The organism is Globicatella sanguinis (assembly GCF_002847845.2).
Taxonomy (GTDB): Bacteria; Bacillota; Bacilli; order Lactobacillales; family Aerococcaceae; genus Globicatella; species Globicatella sanguinis.
This window is the reverse complement of the sequence record NZ_CP126962.1, coordinates 129,811-149,665: the sequence shown is the minus strand read 5'-3', so window position 1 is coordinate 149,665 and position 19,855 is coordinate 129,811. Positions and strand designations below refer to the sequence as shown.

The 19,855-nt window shown below is 35.8% G+C and carries 15 protein-coding genes; 2 read left to right on the top strand and 13 right to left on the bottom strand.

All coding sequences use genetic code 11. The features are described 5' to 3' along the window. Window positions 1–313 precede the first annotated feature (313 nt). The 8 genes from queA to CYJ72_RS00540 all read right to left on the bottom strand — a co-directional run bounded on the left by queA (window position 314) and on the right by CYJ72_RS00540 (window position 9,641). Complete coding sequence (gene queA / locus CYJ72_RS00575) at window positions 314–1,348, bottom strand: tRNA preQ1(34) S-adenosylmethionine ribosyltransferase-isomerase QueA (RefSeq protein WP_066123351.1); 1,035 nt, start codon at window positions 1,346–1,348, stop codon at window positions 314–316. A gap of 3 nt (window positions 1,349–1,351) precedes the next feature. Continuing rightward, window positions 1,352–2,365 (bottom strand): Holliday junction branch migration DNA helicase RuvB, encoded by a 1,014-nt coding sequence (ruvB, locus tag CYJ72_RS00570; protein WP_066123355.1) that lies wholly within the window; start codon window positions 2,363–2,365, stop codon window positions 1,352–1,354. A gap of 15 nt (window positions 2,366–2,380) precedes the next feature. Next, a complete protein-coding gene (ruvA, locus tag CYJ72_RS00565) occupies window positions 2,381–2,992 on the bottom strand; it encodes a Holliday junction branch migration protein RuvA (protein ID WP_284630103.1) in 612 nt (203 codons plus the stop codon). 6 nt (window positions 2,993–2,998) lie between these two features. Then, entirely contained in the window at window positions 2,999–3,436 is a 438-nt protein-coding gene (msrB, locus tag CYJ72_RS00560) for a peptide-methionine (R)-S-oxide reductase MsrB (protein WP_101812981.1), read from the bottom strand. Window positions 3,437–3,449: 13 nt separating this feature from the next. Further along, window positions 3,450–5,489 (bottom strand): DNA mismatch repair endonuclease MutL, encoded by a 2,040-nt coding sequence (gene mutL / locus CYJ72_RS00555; protein ID WP_101812982.1) that lies wholly within the window; start codon window positions 5,487–5,489, stop codon window positions 3,450–3,452. A gap of 33 nt (window positions 5,490–5,522) precedes the next feature. Then, window positions 5,523–8,087: a DNA mismatch repair protein MutS gene (mutS, locus tag CYJ72_RS00550; RefSeq protein ID WP_101812983.1), complete on the bottom strand. Its 2,565-nt coding sequence runs from the start codon at window positions 8,085–8,087 to the stop codon at window positions 5,523–5,525. A 22-nt stretch (window positions 8,088–8,109) separates the two neighbouring features. Next, a complete protein-coding gene (locus CYJ72_RS00545; protein ID WP_066123369.1) occupies window positions 8,110–8,925 on the bottom strand; it encodes a TIGR00282 family metallophosphoesterase in 816 nt (271 codons plus the stop codon). A gap of 209 nt (window positions 8,926–9,134) precedes the next feature. Next, a complete protein-coding gene (locus CYJ72_RS00540) occupies window positions 9,135–9,641 on the bottom strand; it encodes a peptide-methionine (S)-S-oxide reductase (RefSeq protein WP_217994616.1) in 507 nt (168 codons plus the stop codon). A 186-nt stretch (window positions 9,642–9,827) separates the two neighbouring features. Here CYJ72_RS00540 and citC point away from each other — a divergent pair, with 186 nt between their 5' ends. Beyond that, on the top strand, window positions 9,828–10,868 hold the full coding sequence (gene citC, locus CYJ72_RS00535) for a [citrate (pro-3S)-lyase] ligase (RefSeq protein ID WP_101812984.1): 1,041 nt from the start codon (window positions 9,828–9,830) through the stop codon (window positions 10,866–10,868). 163 nt (window positions 10,869–11,031) lie between these two features. Here citC and CYJ72_RS00530 read toward each other — a convergent pair whose 3' ends face one another. Together CYJ72_RS00530 and citG are read right to left on the bottom strand one after the other, a co-directional pair. Then, window positions 11,032–12,297, bottom strand: coding sequence for a DUF1576 domain-containing protein (locus CYJ72_RS00530; protein WP_284630091.1), 1,266 nt, complete (start codon window positions 12,295–12,297; stop codon window positions 11,032–11,034). Between the two features lie 29 nt (window positions 12,298–12,326). Continuing rightward, window positions 12,327–13,196 carry a triphosphoribosyl-dephospho-CoA synthase CitG gene (gene citG / locus CYJ72_RS00525; protein ID WP_284630090.1) on the bottom strand — a complete coding sequence of 290 codons (870 nt, stop codon included), beginning with the start codon at window positions 13,194–13,196 and terminating at the stop codon, window positions 12,327–12,329. 223 nt (window positions 13,197–13,419) lie between these two features. Here citG and CYJ72_RS00520 point away from each other — a divergent pair, with 223 nt between their 5' ends. Continuing rightward, window positions 13,420–14,103 carry a GntR family transcriptional regulator gene (locus tag CYJ72_RS00520; protein ID WP_371441409.1) on the top strand — a complete coding sequence of 228 codons (684 nt, stop codon included), beginning with the start codon at window positions 13,420–13,422 and terminating at the stop codon, window positions 14,101–14,103. 683 nt (window positions 14,104–14,786) lie between these two features. On the opposite strand, the gene CYJ72_RS00515 is transcribed toward CYJ72_RS00520, so the two are convergent. From CYJ72_RS00515 to CYJ72_RS00505, 3 genes are all read right to left on the bottom strand, one after another. Continuing rightward, complete coding sequence (locus CYJ72_RS00515) at window positions 14,787–15,749, bottom strand: IS30 family transposase (RefSeq protein WP_284630089.1); 963 nt, start codon at window positions 15,747–15,749, stop codon at window positions 14,787–14,789. 100 nt (window positions 15,750–15,849) lie between these two features. Then, the gene (locus tag CYJ72_RS00510) at window positions 15,850–17,157 is read right to left on the bottom strand and encodes a nucleobase:cation symporter-2 family protein (RefSeq protein ID WP_284630087.1); all 1,308 of its coding nucleotides are present in this window, start codon (window positions 17,155–17,157) and stop codon (window positions 15,850–15,852) included. A 338-nt stretch (window positions 17,158–17,495) separates the two neighbouring features. Then, a complete protein-coding gene (locus CYJ72_RS00505) occupies window positions 17,496–19,673 on the bottom strand; it encodes a PTS sugar transporter subunit IIABC (RefSeq protein WP_284630085.1) in 2,178 nt (725 codons plus the stop codon). Between the last annotated feature and the right edge of the window lie 182 nt (window positions 19,674–19,855).

Below are 19,855 nucleotides of genomic sequence, written 5' to 3'. Positions count from 1 at the left end.
CAACGCAGTGGTTGAGTGGCCTCAAACTGCGTCTATCGACTTGTTTGAGGCCACTCAACTTTACGGGGGTGAACAAACGAAGCGAAAATTATTCAATTTTCTACTTCTGGTCTACTCCCAACAAAAAAGCTTTCTAGCTGAATTCTACTTGATGCGTTAGAATCCAGTTAAAAAGCTTATTTTTTATTTAATTATGACGTTTAACATAGCTTACTTGACATATACTTCGTTAAAAATTTGCGTAAAAATTGATTTCAACAGCATTATCTTACGCCATTTAGCTTCAACTTACTCGAGCCAAATGATGACGGCATTATTTAATAAACATTGCGTCGCCAAAACTAAAGAAACGATATTTCTCAACTACTGCATGTTCGTAGGCTTTTAAGATTTTTTCACGATCATAAAAAGCACTCACTAACATCACTAAAGTTGATTGTGGTAAGTGGAAATTCGTGATTAAATGGTCCACCACTTTAAATTGATAACCTGGTGAGATAAAAATGGAAGTCCAGCCAGAACTTGCGACGATTTCGCCATTATGTTCTGAGGCAATCGTTTCTAAAGTTCTCACACTCGTCGTTCCGACAGCGGTAATTTTGCCACCATTCGCTTTTACTTGACGAATTTTAGCCGCTGAATCTTCGCTTAACATATAGTATTCGGCATGCATTTCATGTTCTTCAATTTTATCGGTCGAAACAGGACGAAACGTTCCTAATCCAACATGAAGCACCAATGGAATAATTTCAATTCCCTTGGCTTTTACTTTCTCCAGTAATTCCGGAGTAAAGTGAAGCCCTGCTGTTGGGGCAGCAGCTGAACCATTTTCTTTGGCATAAACTGTTTGATAACGATCAGGATCATCTAAGCGTTCTTTTATGTACGGTGGTAATGGCATTTGACCTAGGGTTTCTAATAATTCTAGAAAAACTCCTTCATAATGAAATTCTATCATGCGACCACCATGGGTTAATTCTTTGGTAACCGTCGCTTTTAATTGTGCATTGTCACCAAAATGAATTTCGGTCCCCACTTTCGCTCTTCTAGCTGGCTTAATTAAACATTCCCAATGATTACCTTCTGTATTATTCAGTAATAATACTTCTAAATGTCCACCAGTATCTGGTTTTACACCAAAGATACGAGCCGGAATAACACGTGTTTCATTAACGACTAAAGCATCACCGGGATTTAAATAATCAATAATCTCAGTAAAATGAGTGTCTGTTAGTTCATCTGTTTCACGGTCTAATACCAATAACCTAGAAGAACTGCGATCACTCAAGGGGGTTTGGGCGATTAATTCTTCTGGTAATTCATAATCAAAATCTTTTGTAGTTAACATTAATTAATAATCCTCGTTTTCTAGTAAATATGGATAGCCTAAATGAGTATAAGCTAATTCGGTTGCGACACGACCTCTTGGCGTGCGTCTAATAAACCCATTTTGTAACAAGAAAGGTTCATACATATCTTCGACTGTTTCACTGTCTTCACTAATATTGATGGCGAGCGTCCCAATTCCGACAGGGCCACCCTTGTATTCTTCGATTAAAGTTCTCAATAATTTACGGTCAATTGGATCCAATCCTTTATCATCGATGGCTAAGACTTTTAGCGCTCTTTGAGTTAGCTCTTTGGTAATACGACCGTCCCCTTCAACTTGCGCAAAGTCACGCACTCGTTTTAAAATGCGATTGGCGATACGTGGTGTGCCTCGACTTCTTAACGCAATTTCCAATGCACCGTCAGGCGCAATCTTGGTATTAAAGACTTCAGCATTACGGTTAACAATTAAATTGAGTTCTTCCGTTTCATAATAGCGCATATGGGCAATGATGCCAAAACGATCACGTAAAGGCTGTGTCAGCATCCCTGCCCGAGTGGTCGCCCCAATGAGAGTAAAGGGTGGTAATTCAAAATGAACCGGATGGGCAGTTGTACCTTGTCCAATGATAATATCGACATAATAATCTTCCATTGCCGAATAAAGAACTTCTTCAATTAATCTTGGCATCCGATGGATTTCATCAATGAATAAAACATCTCCTGGATTTAATTCATTCAGTAATGCTAATAAATCCCCCGGTCGTTCAATCGCCGGGCCGCTAGTCGTTTTAATTCCCACATTTAATTCATTGGCAATGACCATTGCCATGGTCGTTTTACCTAGTCCAGGAGGCCCATAAAGGAGGACATGGTCTAAGGCTTCTTGACGTTGTTTGGCCGCTTGAATATAAATAGCTAATTCTTCTTTTAATTGTGATTGCCCAATATACTCATGTAAATATTGAGGTCGTAAACTAAAATTTTGACTGTCTTCAGCTAATTTTTCGCCAGAGACTAAGCGTTCTTCTTCCATACAGGCGCTCCCTTTCTATTTATTTAATAATAATTTAAATGCTAAACTTAACGCTTCTTGTGTCGTTTGACATTGTGCTTGTGCTAATGGTTTTTCAATACGCTTAATTTCGCGTTGAGAGTAACCTAAACCAGCTAATGCTTCAGTTACTTCCGTTATTAATTGCGTATTGGTACCTGCCACCTTCGTTTCGGCAGCCGAAGGCGTTGGCACACGATGATCCAATAAATCACCCAATTTACCTTTAAGATCTAAAATAATTTGTTGAGCAGTTTTTTTGCCGACTCCGGGAAACTTAGTTAAATAATTGCTGTCTCCTGATTCGATGGCTTGCACTAATCCTTGATGATCATCTGCTGCTAAAATCGACAAGGCACTCTTTGGTCCGATACCAGATACTTTATTTAAAGTTAAGAATAAAGCTTTTTCCTCTTGATCATTAAAACCATACAATGTATGGGCATCTTCTCTAACAACTTGTTCCACATAAATTTTAATTTCTTGATCTTGTTTTGAAGCATATTTAAAAGGATTCGGTGCTAGCACACGGTATCCAATTTGATTGACTTCAATCACTAAATAAGTGGGAGCGATGTGTGTCAGCTTCCCAATGAAATATTCATACATTTAATCCTACTCCACATATTGAATATAGTCAGCATAGCCTTCTGCTTCCATTTCGGCTAATGGTACAAAACGTAATGCTGCTGAATTAATACAGTAACGTAAACCACCTAATTCTTGAGGCCCATCTTCAAATACATGACCTAAATGCGAATCTGCATTCGAACTTCTCACTTCTGTACGAGTACGTGCTAAGGTATTGTCAACATGCTCGGTTAACATTGCTTCTTGAATTGGACGTGAAAATGATGGCCAACCACACCCCGCATCATACTTATCGGTGCTTGAGAATAATGGTTCCCCGCTAACGATGTCCACATAAATTCCTTTTTCGTAGAAATCATCGTATTCACCCGTAAAAGGTCTTTCGGTTGCATTTTCTTGTGTTACTTTATATTGTAACTCCGTTAATTCATTTAATCTTTCTTCAAATTCTTTTTTTGCCATTTTATTTCCTCCTTTAAGCACGATGGCCACTCTCATGAGCATCCATAATACGCTTAAATAATTTTTCTAATGTCGTTTGATTAAATTCAACAAAAACCGGTCTGCCATGAGGACAATGATAGGGATCTTCCAAGTCCGCCATCTCACGAATTAAAGCTTGTGCTTGAACTTCGCTCAAGTAATGATTAGCTTTAATCGCTCCGCGACAACTTTGCATAATAATCGATTTTTCTAATAATTGATTCACCGTTAAATTAGGTTCTTCATCTAATAAAGTGACTAAATCATGAACGGTCTTTTCTACTTGATCTTCATTTAACCAATTGGGATAACTTTCTAATTGATAAGTATTAGGTCCGAATGAAGATAAGCTTAAGCCTAATGCCTCAAAACGCTCAAGCAAGGATTCCACCACTGCAGCTTCCGCTGGAGAAAAATGAAAAACAAACGGTAATAATAAATGTTGTTGATCAAATTCAGTCGGTTCGTTTTTCATCAAACGTTCATACCGTATTTTCTCTTGCGCCGCGTGTTGATCAATTAAATAAAACCCTTCTTCGCTTTCAGCAATTAAATAGGTTCCATGAATTTGGCCGACATATCTTAAATCATAAAAAGGAACCTTTTGGGTATCCCAAGTCGGTGCTAACGATGATTGTTTAGCTTTAAAATCTGGATTATTACTAGCTGATAACGTTGACTGATGATTGCTCAACTCCTGTGAAGATGGGTCATAATCTTCCAGAGACGAAAGGTCACGACGATCTTCTGGATTAGACCTAGATGTTTCGGATCTTTCAATAGGATGATGATGTTCATTTCGCTCATTATCGTAGTGTTCTGTTGACTCATCAATTTTACCATATTTCTCTTTATTTTCATCATGATTTGATTGTGATGGGGCTACCGATAGATTTGAATCCAATTGAGAATCTTTTACTGTTGGACGAGCGGTTAAATCAAAAGGCAAATCTTCATACTGAATTTTCTCTTTTGTACGTGTTGTTTTAAACCCTGGTACATCCTCTACTTGTAATTGTGGTACTGGGTTAACCTCTTCAAGCACATCATTGACAGCTTGGGTTAATAAAGCACCTAATTCGGTTTCTTTACTTAAGCGAACCGTTTGCTTGGTAGGATGCACATTAACATCGACTAATTGAGGATCTAATTCAATATTGATAATCGCAATTGGGTACCGTCCAATCATTAATTGTCGACCATATGCTTTTAATAACATTTGGGTTAAGGGATAACTTTGAATAACGCGTCCATTGATTAACCAATGAATATAATACTTAGAGGTCCGCGTTAATTGAGGTGGCGATACATAACCACTAATAATAAAGTCTTCATCTTCAGCTGCTATGGGGATCAGTTGACGCGCGATTGAAGGTTGATAGACATTCGCAATCGCCTGTCTTAAATCACCTGTTCCATAAGAGCTAAAAATCTGACTGCCATCATTAATTAAAGTAAAGCGAATCATGGGGTATGCTAAAGCAATTTGTTGCACAAAATTTAAAATATGACGAATTTCAGTTTTTAAACTACTCAAATGTTTTAAACGGGCCGGTGTATTATAAAACAAACTTTCAACGGTCATGACGGTACCCGGACGAGGTGCGGTGACCCCTTCTTCAACGATTTCAGAGCCATGAACTTTGATGAAATAACCTTGATTAGCCGGAGTGCCGGTCATTTGATTAACGGTTGATTCAATGGTCATTTTACTGACAGACGCAATACTAGCAAGCGCCTCACCACGAAAACCTAAAGACTGTATTTGGAATAAATCGTGGACATCATAGATTTTACTAGTAGCATGCGGTAAGACCGACATGAGTAAGTCTGACTGTTCCATTCCAATCCCATCATCACTAATTCTAATAAGTTGAATGCCCGCTTCTTTTAATTCAATCAATATTTTAGTACTTTTAGCGTCAATAGCATTTTCGACTAATTCTTTCACGACGGATGCTGGTCTTTCGACAACTTCACCCGCAGCGATTTGGTTAGCTAATTGCTCAGGCATTTGTCGTATGATTCCCATCGCTTATCCCTCCTAACAAATGTAATTCTATAACTATTTTATTTTATTTTGTAATTGCATTAAAGTCGTTAAGGCTTCAATGGGTGTCATTTGATTAAGATCAAGTTGTTTTAATTCATCTATGACTGCGGTGTTTTCTGAATTATTTGAAGGTGTAGTTGCATCAAAAATCCGTTCATCAAATAAAGGGATAGCATCAGCATTGGTTCTGGTCGGCGCTTGTTGTTCTAATTGGGTTAACACTTCCCTACTCTGTAGTATTAAGGAATCAGGTAAACCCGCTAACTGGGCGACGTGAATACCATAACTTTTATCGGCAGGACCATCTAAAATTTTATGGAGGAACACCACTTTACCATCTTGCTCAATCGCACCAACATGGATGTTTTTTAAAACAGATAATCTTTCTACTAATGTGGTTAATTCATGATAATGCGTTGAGAAAATGGTTGCTGCTTGCACTTCATTGGCAATATAATCAATAATCGCTTCAGCAAGCGCCATACCATCATAAGTAGCCGTTCCCCGACCTAACTCATCAAATAATAACAAACTATTGGCCGTTGCGCCCCGAATCGCGGTATTTGTTTCCATCATTTCTACCATAAAGGTACTTTGACCGGTAGAAATATCATCAGAACTCCCAATTCGCGTGAAGATTTTATCGACCATTGGGAGTGTTGCTGCTTTAGCAGGGACAAAACAACCAATTTGGTTCAATATCACACAATAAGCTACTTGTCGCATATAAGTTGATTTACCAGACATATTCGGACCAGTTAATAGTAACATTTTTTGATCATTCGTAATCAATAGATCATTCGGAATAAATTTCGATTGGCCAATTAAATGCTCTACTACGGGATGACGACTATCCGTTAATTTAAAATAACCCTCTTCTTGACTAATGGTTGCTCGCACATAATTTTCCTCTTCGCTTAGTGCCGCAAAGTTCGCCAATACATCTAAAGCCGCAATTTGATGCGCTAATGCTTGTAAGCCGGGAATATAAGGTAAAACATCTTTTCGCAATTGAGTAAACAGTTGATACTCTAAGTTAACCGATTTTTCTTGAGCTGTTAAAATAGTCGTTTCCAATTCTTTCAGTTCTTCGGTGATGAACCGTTCATTATTCGCTAAAGTTTGTTTACGCTCATAACGCTCATCATTTAATTGAGCGGCTTGTAGACGACTAATTTCAATATAATAGCCAAAGACTTTATTAAATCCCACTTTTAATGTTTTGAGCCCTGTTTTTTCACGTTCACGCTGTTGTAATTCCGCTAACCACTGATGACCATTCGTTAAAGCATCTCTAAAGCGATCTAAATCTTGACTCACTTGGTCACGAATCAGCTCACCTTCGGTAACCGAAATCGGAGGTTCTTCCACTAATTGAGAATCAATTAAAGTATACAATTCATCAAATGAAGGTAACAAATCAAAGACTGGTACGGTTAAAGATTGTTGAATGACCGATAGCACTTGATTAATGGGACCTATTTGACTTAAAGAGTACCGTAATTGATCCAAATCACGGGCATTGGCGTGTCCCATACTAATTTTCGTCACTAAACGTTCTAAGTCATAAACATTTGCTAAGTAATCGACTAATTCTAAGCGTTCAAAATAAGCATTTTTTAATATTTCAACTTTTTGATGACGAACTTCAAGGGCTGACTGACTGAGTAAAGGTTTATCTAACCAACGTTGTAAAAGTCGTCCCCCCATCGCTGTTTTGGTTTTATCTAACAACCATAATAAACTCCCTTTTTTACGTTGGGTACGCAATGATTTGGTTAACTCTAATTGCGATTTCGTATAATGATTCATTTGTAAAAAATCACTAATTTCATATCGTTCAACGGGTTGCACAAAGTCATTCAGTTGTTTTTGAACACTCATTAAATATTGGAATAAAAAGGTTAATACTTTCTCTTCAGCGGGAGTCGCATCTTTTAAGGTCCAAGGTTTAACGGCTAAAGCTTCAGTAGGACTAAATTCAGTGAAATAACTGGTAACTTGTTGTTTTAATTGAGTTTTAAAATAGTCGTCTAATGATGGACTTAAAACAATCTCACTCGCTTCAATAGCTCTTAATTCGTTAATAAATAAATCTTGATTAGCCGTCGTCGTAAGTCGAATTTCACCTGTTGACACATCTACATAAGCGATATAATATTGGCCTGCTTCGTAAACAAATGAAGCTAAATAATTATTTTCTTTTCCAACCAAAGCTTCATCTTCGAGAATCGTTCCGGGTGTCACCACACGAATCACATCGCGTTTGACCATCCCTTTTGTTAATTTAGGATCTTCTAGTTGTTCACAAATCGCAACTTTGTGACCTTCTTCCACTAATTTTCGAATATAATCTTTTGAAGAATGATGTGGCACCCCACACATAGGAATTGGATTATCTGCATTTTTATTACGTGAAGTTAAGGTGATTTCTAATATTTTTGAAGCTTCAATGGCATCTTCATTAAATAGTTCGTAGAAATCGCCTAATCTAAAAAATAAGAACGCATCAGGATATTGAGCTTTTAAATCATTATACTGTTGCATCATTGGGGTTTGGGCTGATTGTTTTGCCATACGATTTCTCCTTTCTATCTAGTTATACATGACGATACTTACGTGTTTTAAATCGTTTTTGGTTTGTCATATAAATCGGTTCAATACTCAAGGCCGAACCTGTTTGGTTATCCAACTCAATTACACAGCCACTTAATAATAATTCATTTGTCTCTGATTGTTCTAAACGCATCGGTAAATGAGTAGAAAACTTTTGAATGACTTGTTGATGATTAAAGCCAATCACACTATCTAATGTCCCGGTCATGCCAACATCCGTTTGATAGGCTGTCCCTTTAGGTAAAATGCGCGCATCATTAGTTTGTACATGAGTATGGGTACCAACGATAGCTGAAACTTTTCCATCGAGTAAATAACCTAAGGCTTGTTTCTCACTGGTAGCCTCTGCATGAAAATCAATAAAAATAAAGGGGGTTTCTTTACGCACTTCATCGATTATTTCTGGTAAATAAGTAAATGGTTCAATGCAAGCATTCATAAAAACACTTCCCAAAACATTTATAACCGCTAATTTTTGTTGATTTACTTTAAGATAAGTAATTCCTTGTCCTGGAGTGCCTTTTGGTAAATTAATGGGTCGAACTAAACATTGGGCTTTTTCAATAAATTGGTAAATTTCATAATTATCCCAAGCATGATTACCTAAAGTCACGACATTAGCGCCCATCGTTAATAACCATTTGTATAATTTTTCTGAAATCCCTCTTCCGTCTGAGATATTTTCGCCATTAACAATTGTCACTTGCGGACGATGCGTTTGTTTTAACTCCGGTAAAAACTCCTTTAAAGCTGCTTGCCCTTTTTTACCTACAACATCACCTATGAACAGTATTTTCATTATGTTCCTCTTTCTAATTTTTTCATTCTCTCTATTTTATCAATCTTTGCAAGAAAAATAAAGAAAGGGAGTGGAATAGAAGTAGAAAATCAAATAAATTTTGCTTTGTTTGCCTATCCCCTTCTAGTTTGTGCTTAGATTAACATCATGTTTAGTTTTGAATTATTGCTATTTAGATTGGCTTGGTGTTAATAGCACGAATAAATTTTTCAATCTTGAACCGGTTGCGTTTTCCGATACCAGTTCAAAACAGCTGTTGGTAAATGACACAAATAACGATCTTCGGGATAAATATCTAAGTGATTTTGATGTATCAAAGCGCTGGCGATATAATTTGTCAAGGGTTTCACTTCGACTCTGATTTTTTTCGCATCATCACGTGCATCGATATATTGCCGGGCAACTATTAAAGGTTCTGTTTTTTGACTGTAGATGCCAGTACGATATTTTTCACCCTTATCAAATCCTTGTTGATTTAAACTATAAGGGTCGATAATTTCAAATAAATAATCCAATAATTGGGTCAAAGAAATTTTTTCTGGGTCATAATCAATCTTAACACATTCAGCGTAGCCATCATAAGGCCCCTCTAGAGAATTTGTAGTTCCATTAGCTCGACCAGCTTCCACATGATGAATCCCTGTCATTTCTTTAAAAAAGTATTGTATGCCCCATAAACAGCCTCCGGCCAAGTAAATCGTCTCGATGATCGTCACTCCTCTTTATACATTGTTAGTAATTCTAGTATCTCATTGAATAAATATTTTCTCAACTTTCAAAATATAATTAGATATCGTGTTTTTTTATCGTATTTCTATCATAAATAATACGCTTCCTTACAAATTTTTGATAAGATAAAGATAATCAATACGCTGATATCTAATATTGAAAGGATGATGACGATGCATTATGAAGTAACCACTTTATATACAAAAGAGCAAAAAGATAAAATGGTAACATTATTAAATCAACAAGGTATACGTCTCGATCAAAATATTGACTATAGTTGTGCCATTTTTAATGATAAAGATGAGATGATTGCGACTGGTAGTTATTATCGCAACACTTTACGTTGCTTAGCAATTGATGATCGCTATCAAGGTGAAGGGTTGATGAATCAAATTATTACCCATTTAATTCATCAGCTTTATTACCAAGATGTTTTTCATCTTTTTGTCTACACTAAAAATGACTCTGCGCATTTTTTTGAACAACTAGGATTTTATAAACTGGTGCAAACTGAAAATGGTATTACTTTTTTAGAAAATAAACCAAAAGGATTTGATCACTATTTAAACTCACTCAACCCATTTAAAAAAGATTCTGGCACGAAAGCGGCTCTCGTCATGAATTGTAATCCATTTACTTTGGGACACCAATATTTAGTTGAAACGGTTGCGGCTAAATTTGATTGGGTGTATCTATTTTTACTTGAGGAAGATGCGAGTGTTTTTCCCTACGCTGTTAGAAAAAACTTAGTAGAAAAAGGGATAGCATACCTACCGAATGTGATGATTGTACCAACTGGGCATTATATTATTAGCCAAGCAACCTTTCCAGGCTATTTCCAAAAAGATGAACAAAGTGTCATTGAAAGCCAAGCGGTGGTCGATGCAAGCATCTTTATGAAAATCGCCCAACACTTAGGTATTACCGATCGCTTTGTGGGTGAAGAGCCATATAGTCAAATGACAAACATTTACAACCAAATGATGAGAAATGTTTTTCAAGACTCCCCTCTTCGATTAACGGTTATTGAACGTAAACAAGATGAATCTAATCAAGCAATCAGTGCTTCAAAAGTTAGAACGGCCATTAAAGAGGATGACTGGGATTTTGTAAAAAAATCAGTGCCTAGTACCACTTTTGACTATTTAACATCCCCTGAAGCTCATACGATTATTCGCAATATTAAAGCTATAAAGGATAACCAACATCATTAATTGCAGACTTCAACCGCCCAATAACGCCCATCCTTAGCACACTACTAAAAAATAAACATGGATTGGAAAGACACTTTCGTCTCATCCAAGCCATGTTTTTACATTAATTCTTGACTCTTAACCAAAGAAGTATTCCTTGATAATTATATGATTGAACTCATATTTACGATGGATTTAATATAGAGTCTTTCCACTCGCCAATTAATTCAATAATAGGAATGACAATCGCTGCTACAAAACCACTCGCAAATCCATTATTATAAATATTCATCCCTAGATGAAGTTGTCCACTAATTTCGACCATGTGGAAATGGAGTACCCCGGCAACAAAGCCCCATAATGGTCCAAAACGAGCCGAAATCGGTGCTAATCCAGTACTAAATAGTAGCGCTAATACAATATAGGTACTATTAAATGAACTACCGGAAATATAAACAGAGAAAATGATACCTAAACTAATCGGCAATGAATTTAATATTGTTTTTCCAACAGCACCAAATAAAATAACCGTTAACATTGCACCGATTATTGGGCCATTTAAAGAGACATTTATCAACTTAAGTAACATATAGAATACAATACCATTAATTAACATATTAAGTGTTAAGGTAGAGGTTCTAAAATATCGAAATTGATCATGGTAAAAATTCCCTTTTATTTTAATAAAAGACCATAATTCTTTAAACTGAACCTTTTGACGATATAACCCAATGATTGCTAAAAGGATTAGCCAACCCCAAAAGTAAAATTCAAAATAATTGATCGCATACTCATTATCTTGAAACAAATTAATTTCCACATTCATATCGAAATAAGGGAATACAAAACTAATAAACATGGCGATGACACCCATGGTAAACCCAAAATTATATAGCGTATATCCTTTATGGAATTGGACAAATTGGTTGGCAATTTTAACTGAAATACCTCCAATAACAAATCCTACCGCCATCGCTAAAAGCCAACGATAAGGACCAAATACACTATCCAAATAAATTGAACTAACCAAGGGTGCATTAGCAGTCGCTAGAATACTTACCAAGCGATACTCTTTTTCATGATTCATAATATAATAGTAATACATCGTCCCTAAAATAATTGGCAGAATATTAATGATATGAGTTCCAAAAAAAGCATGTCCTACAAATAGTCCTGTTACACCTAATTCAAAACTGGTTAGATAACGCTGACCCTTCCACAATAAAAGCAAGTAAATAACGAGACTATGAAGACCCACATTAAAGAAAGTTGCTCTAAAACCAGCTATTTCAATAAAATCTGTTAGTAAATTAGTTTGGGACATGATTAATTGATAATACATCTGTAAAACACTCGTTTCTTCAGGAATAAACAGCGCAAATACAAATGTATATAAAGTAATAATTAATAAAAATTCTCGCCTATTGAGTAGCGATTTATTTAACTTCACCTTGATGCCTCCTCATCTTTTTTTATATCTTACAATATTTTTTCCAAATATAAAAAGAATACGACTATCGATAATAAATCAGCGGCCCCACCCGGACTCAAATTTTGATCAATCAATTCTTGGTCCCATTGGCTAATTAAATATTGAAAATTATCCTCATTTAATTCTTTTAATAAAGAAGCTGCCTTCGCTTTAACATTTAACCATACCTCATAATTACCTCGATGAATAATATTAGTATCTTCTGCTTGAGATATTAATAATAATAGCGCTTTGGATAAAACATATTGCAAATTATTCGTATAATTCAATAATTCTCTAGTAAAAGGTAAAACCGTCTCTCTCAATAAAGGATAACCGTTCATCGATTCGCCTTTAATCCCTGTTAAACCATAATCTAAATAAATGCGCTCCCCATTAGTAATCGCCTCTGTTTTATCTTTCAATTGCGCTAGTTCTGATTGCCAAAAATGATAGGTCATTGGTTCTGATAACGATAGGATTGCTTCGGTATCTTGTGCACTAAAGGTTGATTTTTCAGGATGTTGCTCTAAATAATATCCTAAAGCCGTTAAAATCGTTGCATAAGAGTAATTAGCACCCTTATGAGTATTAACCCCCTTAGTAGCTTGTAACATCGCTTGCTCGGCTTTTACACCCATTTGTCGAGCTTTCATAAATAATTGTTGTAAGTCACCTTCATGTTCCATTCCTAATTGTACATACTGTTTAAAAAATGGCGTCAATGCTTTCGTACTTTCAATAAAAGTAAAATAATTCATATCTGAATGCGCACCACTATTCATACAATCAACTAACCCTGGTTTGGGCGTTAACATCACTTCTACTAACAAAGCTTTTTCAGCATTTGACGCAATCCACTCACAAATATTGCTCATTTATCTGCTCTCTCTTTCTTAAATTATATGTATTTTATACTGATTTATGTTAAAATAATAAGCGTTAACCCTTAAAGCGCTTAATTAAAATTAATCTTATGTTCATTATAAACGATTTTAATTGTGTTTGTCTTAAAAAAAACAATAAAAACACAGTAGAAATATTATTTAAATGCTGAGTTTCATTAATAGAGAGGTGATTGTTTTGATAACGCCACAACATATTAATATTATCAAATCCAATATTTTAGTTTCTCAAGATATTCCTTTGAAAGATTCCGTGTATGAAGCATTACGGAAAACCATTATTATTGGGGAAATCCCTGCGGGTGAACGGATTAATGAAAAGGAATTAGCTGAAAAACTAAATATTAGTCGCACTCCCGTCCGCTATGCCTTATTGGAATTAGAAAAAGAAAAATTAGTCGAACATATTCCTCGAGTAGGACGGATTGTTAAAGGAATTACCATTAAAGATGCCTTTGAAATTTATGATATTCGCAAAGCTTTAGATACACTTGCGACAGTTAAAGCTTATGAACAAATGACAGATGATGACTTTGAAGAATTAAGACAACTATTATTAACGGGTGAAAAATATAATGATGCCAATGAGATTGATTTAGTTTTACAGAACTTTTCTGATTTCAACAATTTTATTTGGGAGAAAAGTAAAATGGTTCGTTTGAAATCAATCGTTACTAAATTATCTGAATATTTACTTTATTTTCGTGACTTATCGATTCGTTCATCTGATCGTCGTGACTTAGCTTTAAGAGAACACTGGTTAATCTACCGTGGAATGAAAAATCGTGATAAAGATCAAATCGAATTGATTATTGGTGAGCATCTAGAAAATTCTAAACAGTTTATTTTAAATGAAATGAAACGCCGTAACATCAATTAACTTTCTAAAAGTGACACCGGCCGAAACATCCACTAATTTTCTAAAGAGCCCCTGGTCAGAGACACTATTAAGAACCACCGGTTGAATCATTCATTAATTTTAGAAAGATATAGATTGGGATTTATTTAACTAGAACCTTCAATTTATATTTCATTTGATGCACGGATAGAGACAAATAGTGATAATGCCATGTCATTACTAAAAATTCAATACTGGTTTAATTTTAATAAAGCTAATGGCTTATTAACTACATTTTATGCAATAACTTGCCTAATGAAATAAGGAGTGGACAAGAAAAACTTGCCCACTCCCTATTTTTATTTTATTTTGATTGTCAAATTAAGCTAGAATTTTTACCTAACACATAATACGTTTGCTTTTGTCTAATTGATAATTAAAATGGTTGTTCGAAAGTTCAAGTATAAATTAGCCACTGACTTTAAGGTTTCCACACCGTCAGATTTGTGGCAAGTGTAGTGAGTCAAATTGATGCATTAAATCGTTAGAGCTTTACTTGGATGCTCCGGTATGATACTCGCGAATAGCGAGTTGGGGAAAGGGTTTGGGTAGGAGACCCAAAAAGCATCCCCAAATCATCATGCCGGGCTAGGCACCAAGTCAAGCTCTAACAATCAGGTGCCTTACGCAATGGATTCACTGTCTTAACAAACACATTGTGTGCATTAGAAAGCATCTATCCATCCAAGTTCCTTACAACAATCGATAAAAACTTCAATTGGCGTTCGATAACCTAATGATTTTCGTGGAATTTCATTGCGGAAATGAGCTGTTTGGCTGAGTATTTCCTGCGATATATCGGTAAAATCCATCCCCTTAGATAATCCATCTCTTCGAAGTAGTCCATTAGAGTGTTCATTTAAACCTCGCTGTGACGGACAACCGGGATCAGCAAAGTAAATATTGATGTCATTGACATTTGAAATGGCTTGCCAATCAGAAAATTCTTTTCCACAATCAAACGTAATGGATTTAAATATATTTCTCGGTAAATAAGCAAACCAGTTATCACAAGCTATTCGCACATCACTTGCTTTCCGACTGTTAATTTTTATCGGGATGATGAGTTTACTGATTCTTTCGACCAGTGTTAGGACGGCACTCTTATGGTCTTTTCCGACAATCGTGTCACCTTCTAGATGTCCAAATTCTTTCTCATATTGTGGATTTTCTTTTTTACGATCTTCGATGGTGCGTCTAAAGTGTTGTTTACCTCTTTTTTCCTGATGCCCATTGGGTTTTCTCTTACCTTTCATCGGTAAAGTTGAGGGATCAAAGAGTTCCGAGTCTTTAAAACGACGATAGAGTGTTCGAGCTGTACATCCTAATGGTAGTTCATTCCGACCTATGATGACGTCAGGAGACCACCCCTGGTCCACTTTTTTCTTAATATATGTGATTTGTTTAGTGTTAAAGACCTTCTTTTTGGCACCACAGCGTGATTTATTCTCTTTATATTGATCGTAGTATTCCTGAATATTACCACTATTTTTAAGAAAATTAACGACGTTATAAATGGTTTGGATAGCTCGATTCAATTTTTTAGCGATATCCGTTACTTTTTTACCACTATCGTAATAATTTTCTATCCAAATCAATTCTTTCATGGTAAGATGTGTATAAGCCATTTGTGTGTACTCCTTCCTTAGCATGTGATTTTATGTTTAGGATACCATACAAATGGCCTATTTATTTTTCTAGCTTAATTTTACTATCCAAGTTATTAAATTACTTTTCTTTTAAAACAACATTTAAGATTAAGGCTGCTAATGTACCAGTAGAAATACCAGATGATAATAACATTTGTAGCGCATTTGGTAAACCTTCTAATAATTCAGGACGAACCGTTACGCCAATCCCTAAGGCAAATGCAACGGAAATAATTAATAATTCTCGGTCGCCTAATTTAATTTGCGCTAAAGTTTTAATCCCTTGAGCAGCTACTAAACCGAACATAATGACCCCTACACCACCTAAAACTGGTTGAGGCATAACAGAGATTAATGCTGATAATTTAGGAAAAACACCTAAGATAGCTAAAATAATCCCGGCTACCACCATCACGTGACGACTCGCTACTTTAGTTAATGTAATTAAACCAACGTTTTGCGAGAAAGCGGTGTTCGGTCCACCACCGAACAAACCAGAAATCATTGAACCAACACCATCAGCTAAAACACCACTAGCAGCACGTTCGCTTGGTAATTTCTCACCTGATGCTTCCCCAATCGCCATCGTAATACCCACTGTACCAATTAAAGATACCACATAAGCAGGTACAAATGATAAAGTTGAAGCTAAATCAAATTTAAAACCGTAACGTAATACATTTGGGAACGCAAACCAAGCAGCGTCTTTTACGGAATCTAAATCAACCATCCCTAAAGGAATACAAACGATATAACCAAATACCATCCCAATAAAGACAGAAGCTGTACTCCACATCCCTTTACCATAATGATTTAAAAATAAAGTAAAGACCATAATCACAAAAGCAACCGCAATATTTTTAATTGAACCATAATCAGCAGCGCCAACACCACCAGCAGCCCAATCCATACTAACAGGTAATAAGGTAATCCCGATTAATGAAACAACTGTCCCAGTGATTAATGGTGGGAAAAATTTCATTAAGGGTTTAATAAAACGACTTAAAATAATTTCAGCTAGAGAACCTGTAATGGTTGCTGCCACAATCCCAGCTATGCCGAATTTAGCTCCTACACTAATGGATGGATTCACGAAAGTAAAATCCGTTCCCATCATGCCTGAAACTCTAGATCCAACTGGACCTACCCCTTTTGATTGGATAAATGTAGTAATTCCTGATGCAAAAATGGTAGCACTAACCATGATCGAAGTAGTTTGAACATCAAACCCTAATACACTACAGACAACTAAAGGAACAGCGATAATCCCGGCAAAGGCCGCTAAAATATGTTGTAACGCTAATAAAATACTCACACCCATAGGTGGCACATCATTAATGCCATATAATAGCTTATCTTCTGGGGATACGATTATTTTCTCTTCCACACTTACACCTCATAAAAAAATATTTGTTTAATCAACAAATAATAATATAGCCATATTATTGAAGTTCTTCAACCGAATTATTAATAATAAATTCGTTTTTAATTAGAATATTCGTGTTTTTTGCAATCTGAATTCAAATGATTCAATATTAACAACTAAAGGTGTATATGCTTAATCCAACCAATGACCAAAACTACATTTTTCAAAATTGATTAATGCTACGAGTAATCAAAAAAACCACGAAGTTGATGCCTCGTGGTCTTCACTCTTTTGTCTTAAATTATACTTTTATATCAACAAGACTACCCCATTTAATGATGACAATCTTTTTATCTAAACTAAGCTTTGATGTCAACTTGACCGATAGACGAACCTGCTTCTACTGATTTTTCATCTTCAATAATCGTACGGTTCACCATATCTGGGGTATTGGTTAAGGCAACGATGACATCGGTTTGTTTGCCTTCATTTAAAATATAACCTAAATCCATTTGTGCAACAGCGTCACCAGCTTTTAATTGGTCACCTTCTTGAACAAATAATTCAAATCCTCCCCCATTTAATTGAACAGTTTCAATACCCATGTGAATTAATAATTCTAATCCATCAACTGTTTTTAAACCAACCGCATGTTTTGAATCCATAATCATCACAACTTCTGCATCAACTGGAGATACGACTTTGCCATTTGTTGGTTGAACGGCAAATCCTTCACCCATGATTTTTCCACCAAATACTGGATCGTTTACTTTCGCAATATCAATCACTTTACCAGTAGCAGGTGCGTAAATCTCAACTAATTTTCCAGTTTCTGTTGGTAATTCAACTTTTTCTTCAACTACTTCTGTAGTGTCAGCTGCATGACCATTTGCTACGACACCTTCTTTTGGAGCATTACCAGATGCAATTAATTGATCAATCGATGATTTAACGTTAGGCACTGTTGTACCATAGACAACTTGAACGTTTTGACCGTTAACAACAACCGCAGCTGAGCCAGTTTGTTTTAATAAGGCTTCGTTTACAAGTGAACCGTCTTTAACTTGAACACGTAAACGAGTTGCACAGTTACTTACATCGTTTAAGTTGTTTGAACCACCTAAACCAGCCACAATACGGTAAGCACGTTGAGCTTTTTCATCTAATTCATCGTATGAAGCATCAGCAAATTCAACCGCTACTTCTTCTGATTCATCTTCTCTACCAGGAACTTTCCAGTCGAACTTGCGAACACCCCAGCTAAAGATGATAAAGTATAATACAAAATATGCTAATCCTAATAACAATACCGGAACCCAGTTAGTAATGTGGTTACCTGGTAAAACACCGTATAAGATGAAGTCAATAATACCACCTGAGAATGTTAAACCAACCCCAGCACCTAATACATAAACTAAGACACCTGAAATACCGTAAAGTACACAGTGGACTAAGTAATACATAACTGGTGAAGCAAACACGAAAGCAAATTCGATCGGTTCAGTAATCCCAGTCATAAAACAAGTTAAAGCACTTGAAGTATAGAAACCTTTAACTTCAGCTTTACGCTCTGGACGAGCAGCACGATATAAAGCGATAGCTGCTGCAGGAATACCAAATAACATAACAGGGAACATATACGTAAAGTGAGCCGCTGCATGAGGATCAATCGGTACCCCAGCTGCTAATTGAGCAAACACAATGTTTTGAGCCCCTACAATTGTTTTACCATTGACTACTGCTGTTCCCCCGATAGCTGTTTGCCAGAAAGGTAAATAAAACACGTGGTGTAAACCAAATGGAATTAAGGCACGGTAAATAAAGACATATAAGAAAATACCAAAAATGCCTAATCCTGAAATAAAACCACCCAAACTAGAGAAACCATAAGAAACAATTGGCCATACGAATGCCCACATAATTCCTAAGATTAGTCCAGCAACTGATGAGACGATTGGAATAAAATGTGTTCCCCCGAAGAATGATAAAGCTTCAGGTAATTCAATGGTATGGTATTTATTATGTAAATAGGCCACCACTAAACCGAGGACAATCCCACCTAAAACACCTAAGTTCATGGTATTGTCAAAGCCTAAATAGCTAGTAATTAAACCTTGTACTTTACTTAATTCTTCAACATCTCGGAAGTTGTTTAACGTACTTGTCATTGAAGCGTACATTACAAAATAACCAATAATACCAGATAACGATGCAACGCCTTTGTCAGTTTTTGCTAAACCTGAAGCAACTGAAATACCAAATAATAAACCTAAGTTACCGAAAATGATGTCCCCTGCATCAGCAAAGATTCTTAACACACCATATAAAAAGTTACCTTCATGTAAAATATTCTGTAAATTATACATTTCAATAACGGTTGGATTTGTAAATGAAGAACCAATCCCTAATAAGATACCCGCTACCGGTAATAATGAAATAGGTAGCATAAATGTTTGACCAAGTTTTTGTAGTAAACCAAAGATTTTTACTTCTCCCGTTTTAGCACGTAACTCAGCCTTTGTTTGAGCTTTAGCCAATAATAGATCCCCTTTCCTTATGAATAATTTAAGACGTCTCAATTATACTCTAAAATATTTTGCTTTTCAAACTACTTGAGAATAAACTCACAAAAATACCATTCAATATTATAAAAGCTTATATAATTTACGAAAATATTTAAAATTTAATCTATTAGAATCTAAAAAAACTCCCTGTATCA

Excerpts from the sequence above, each read along its gene's own strand:
- CYJ72_RS00515 (WP_284630089.1), bottom strand. The coding sequence starts at position 15,749 with ATGGCTTATACACATCTTACCATGAAAGAATTGATTTGGATAGAAAAT.
- citC (WP_101812984.1), top strand. The coding sequence starts at position 9,828 with ATGCATTATGAAGTAACCACTTTATATACAAAAGAGCAAAAAGATAAA.
- mutS (WP_101812983.1), bottom strand. The coding sequence starts at position 8,087 with ATGGCAAAACAATCAGCCCAAACCCCAATGATGCAACAGTATAATGAT.
- mutL (WP_101812982.1), bottom strand. The coding sequence starts at position 5,489 with ATGGGAATCATACGACAAATGCCTGAGCAATTAGCTAACCAAATCGCT.
- ruvB (WP_066123355.1), bottom strand. The coding sequence starts at position 2,365 with ATGGAAGAAGAACGCTTAGTCTCTGGCGAAAAATTAGCTGAAGACAGT.
- queA (WP_066123351.1), bottom strand. The coding sequence starts at position 1,348 with ATGTTAACTACAAAAGATTTTGATTATGAATTACCAGAAGAATTAATC.
- citG (WP_284630090.1), bottom strand. The coding sequence starts at position 13,196 with ATGAGCAATATTTGTGAGTGGATTGCGTCAAATGCTGAAAAAGCTTTG.
- ruvA (WP_284630103.1), bottom strand. The coding sequence starts at position 2,992 with ATGTATGAATATTTCATTGGGAAGCTGACACACATCGCTCCCACTTAT.
- msrB (WP_101812981.1), bottom strand. The coding sequence starts at position 3,436 with ATGGCAAAAAAAGAATTTGAAGAAAGATTAAATGAATTAACGGAGTTA.
- CYJ72_RS00545 (WP_066123369.1), bottom strand. The coding sequence starts at position 8,925 with ATGAAAATACTGTTCATAGGTGATGTTGTAGGTAAAAAAGGGCAAGCA.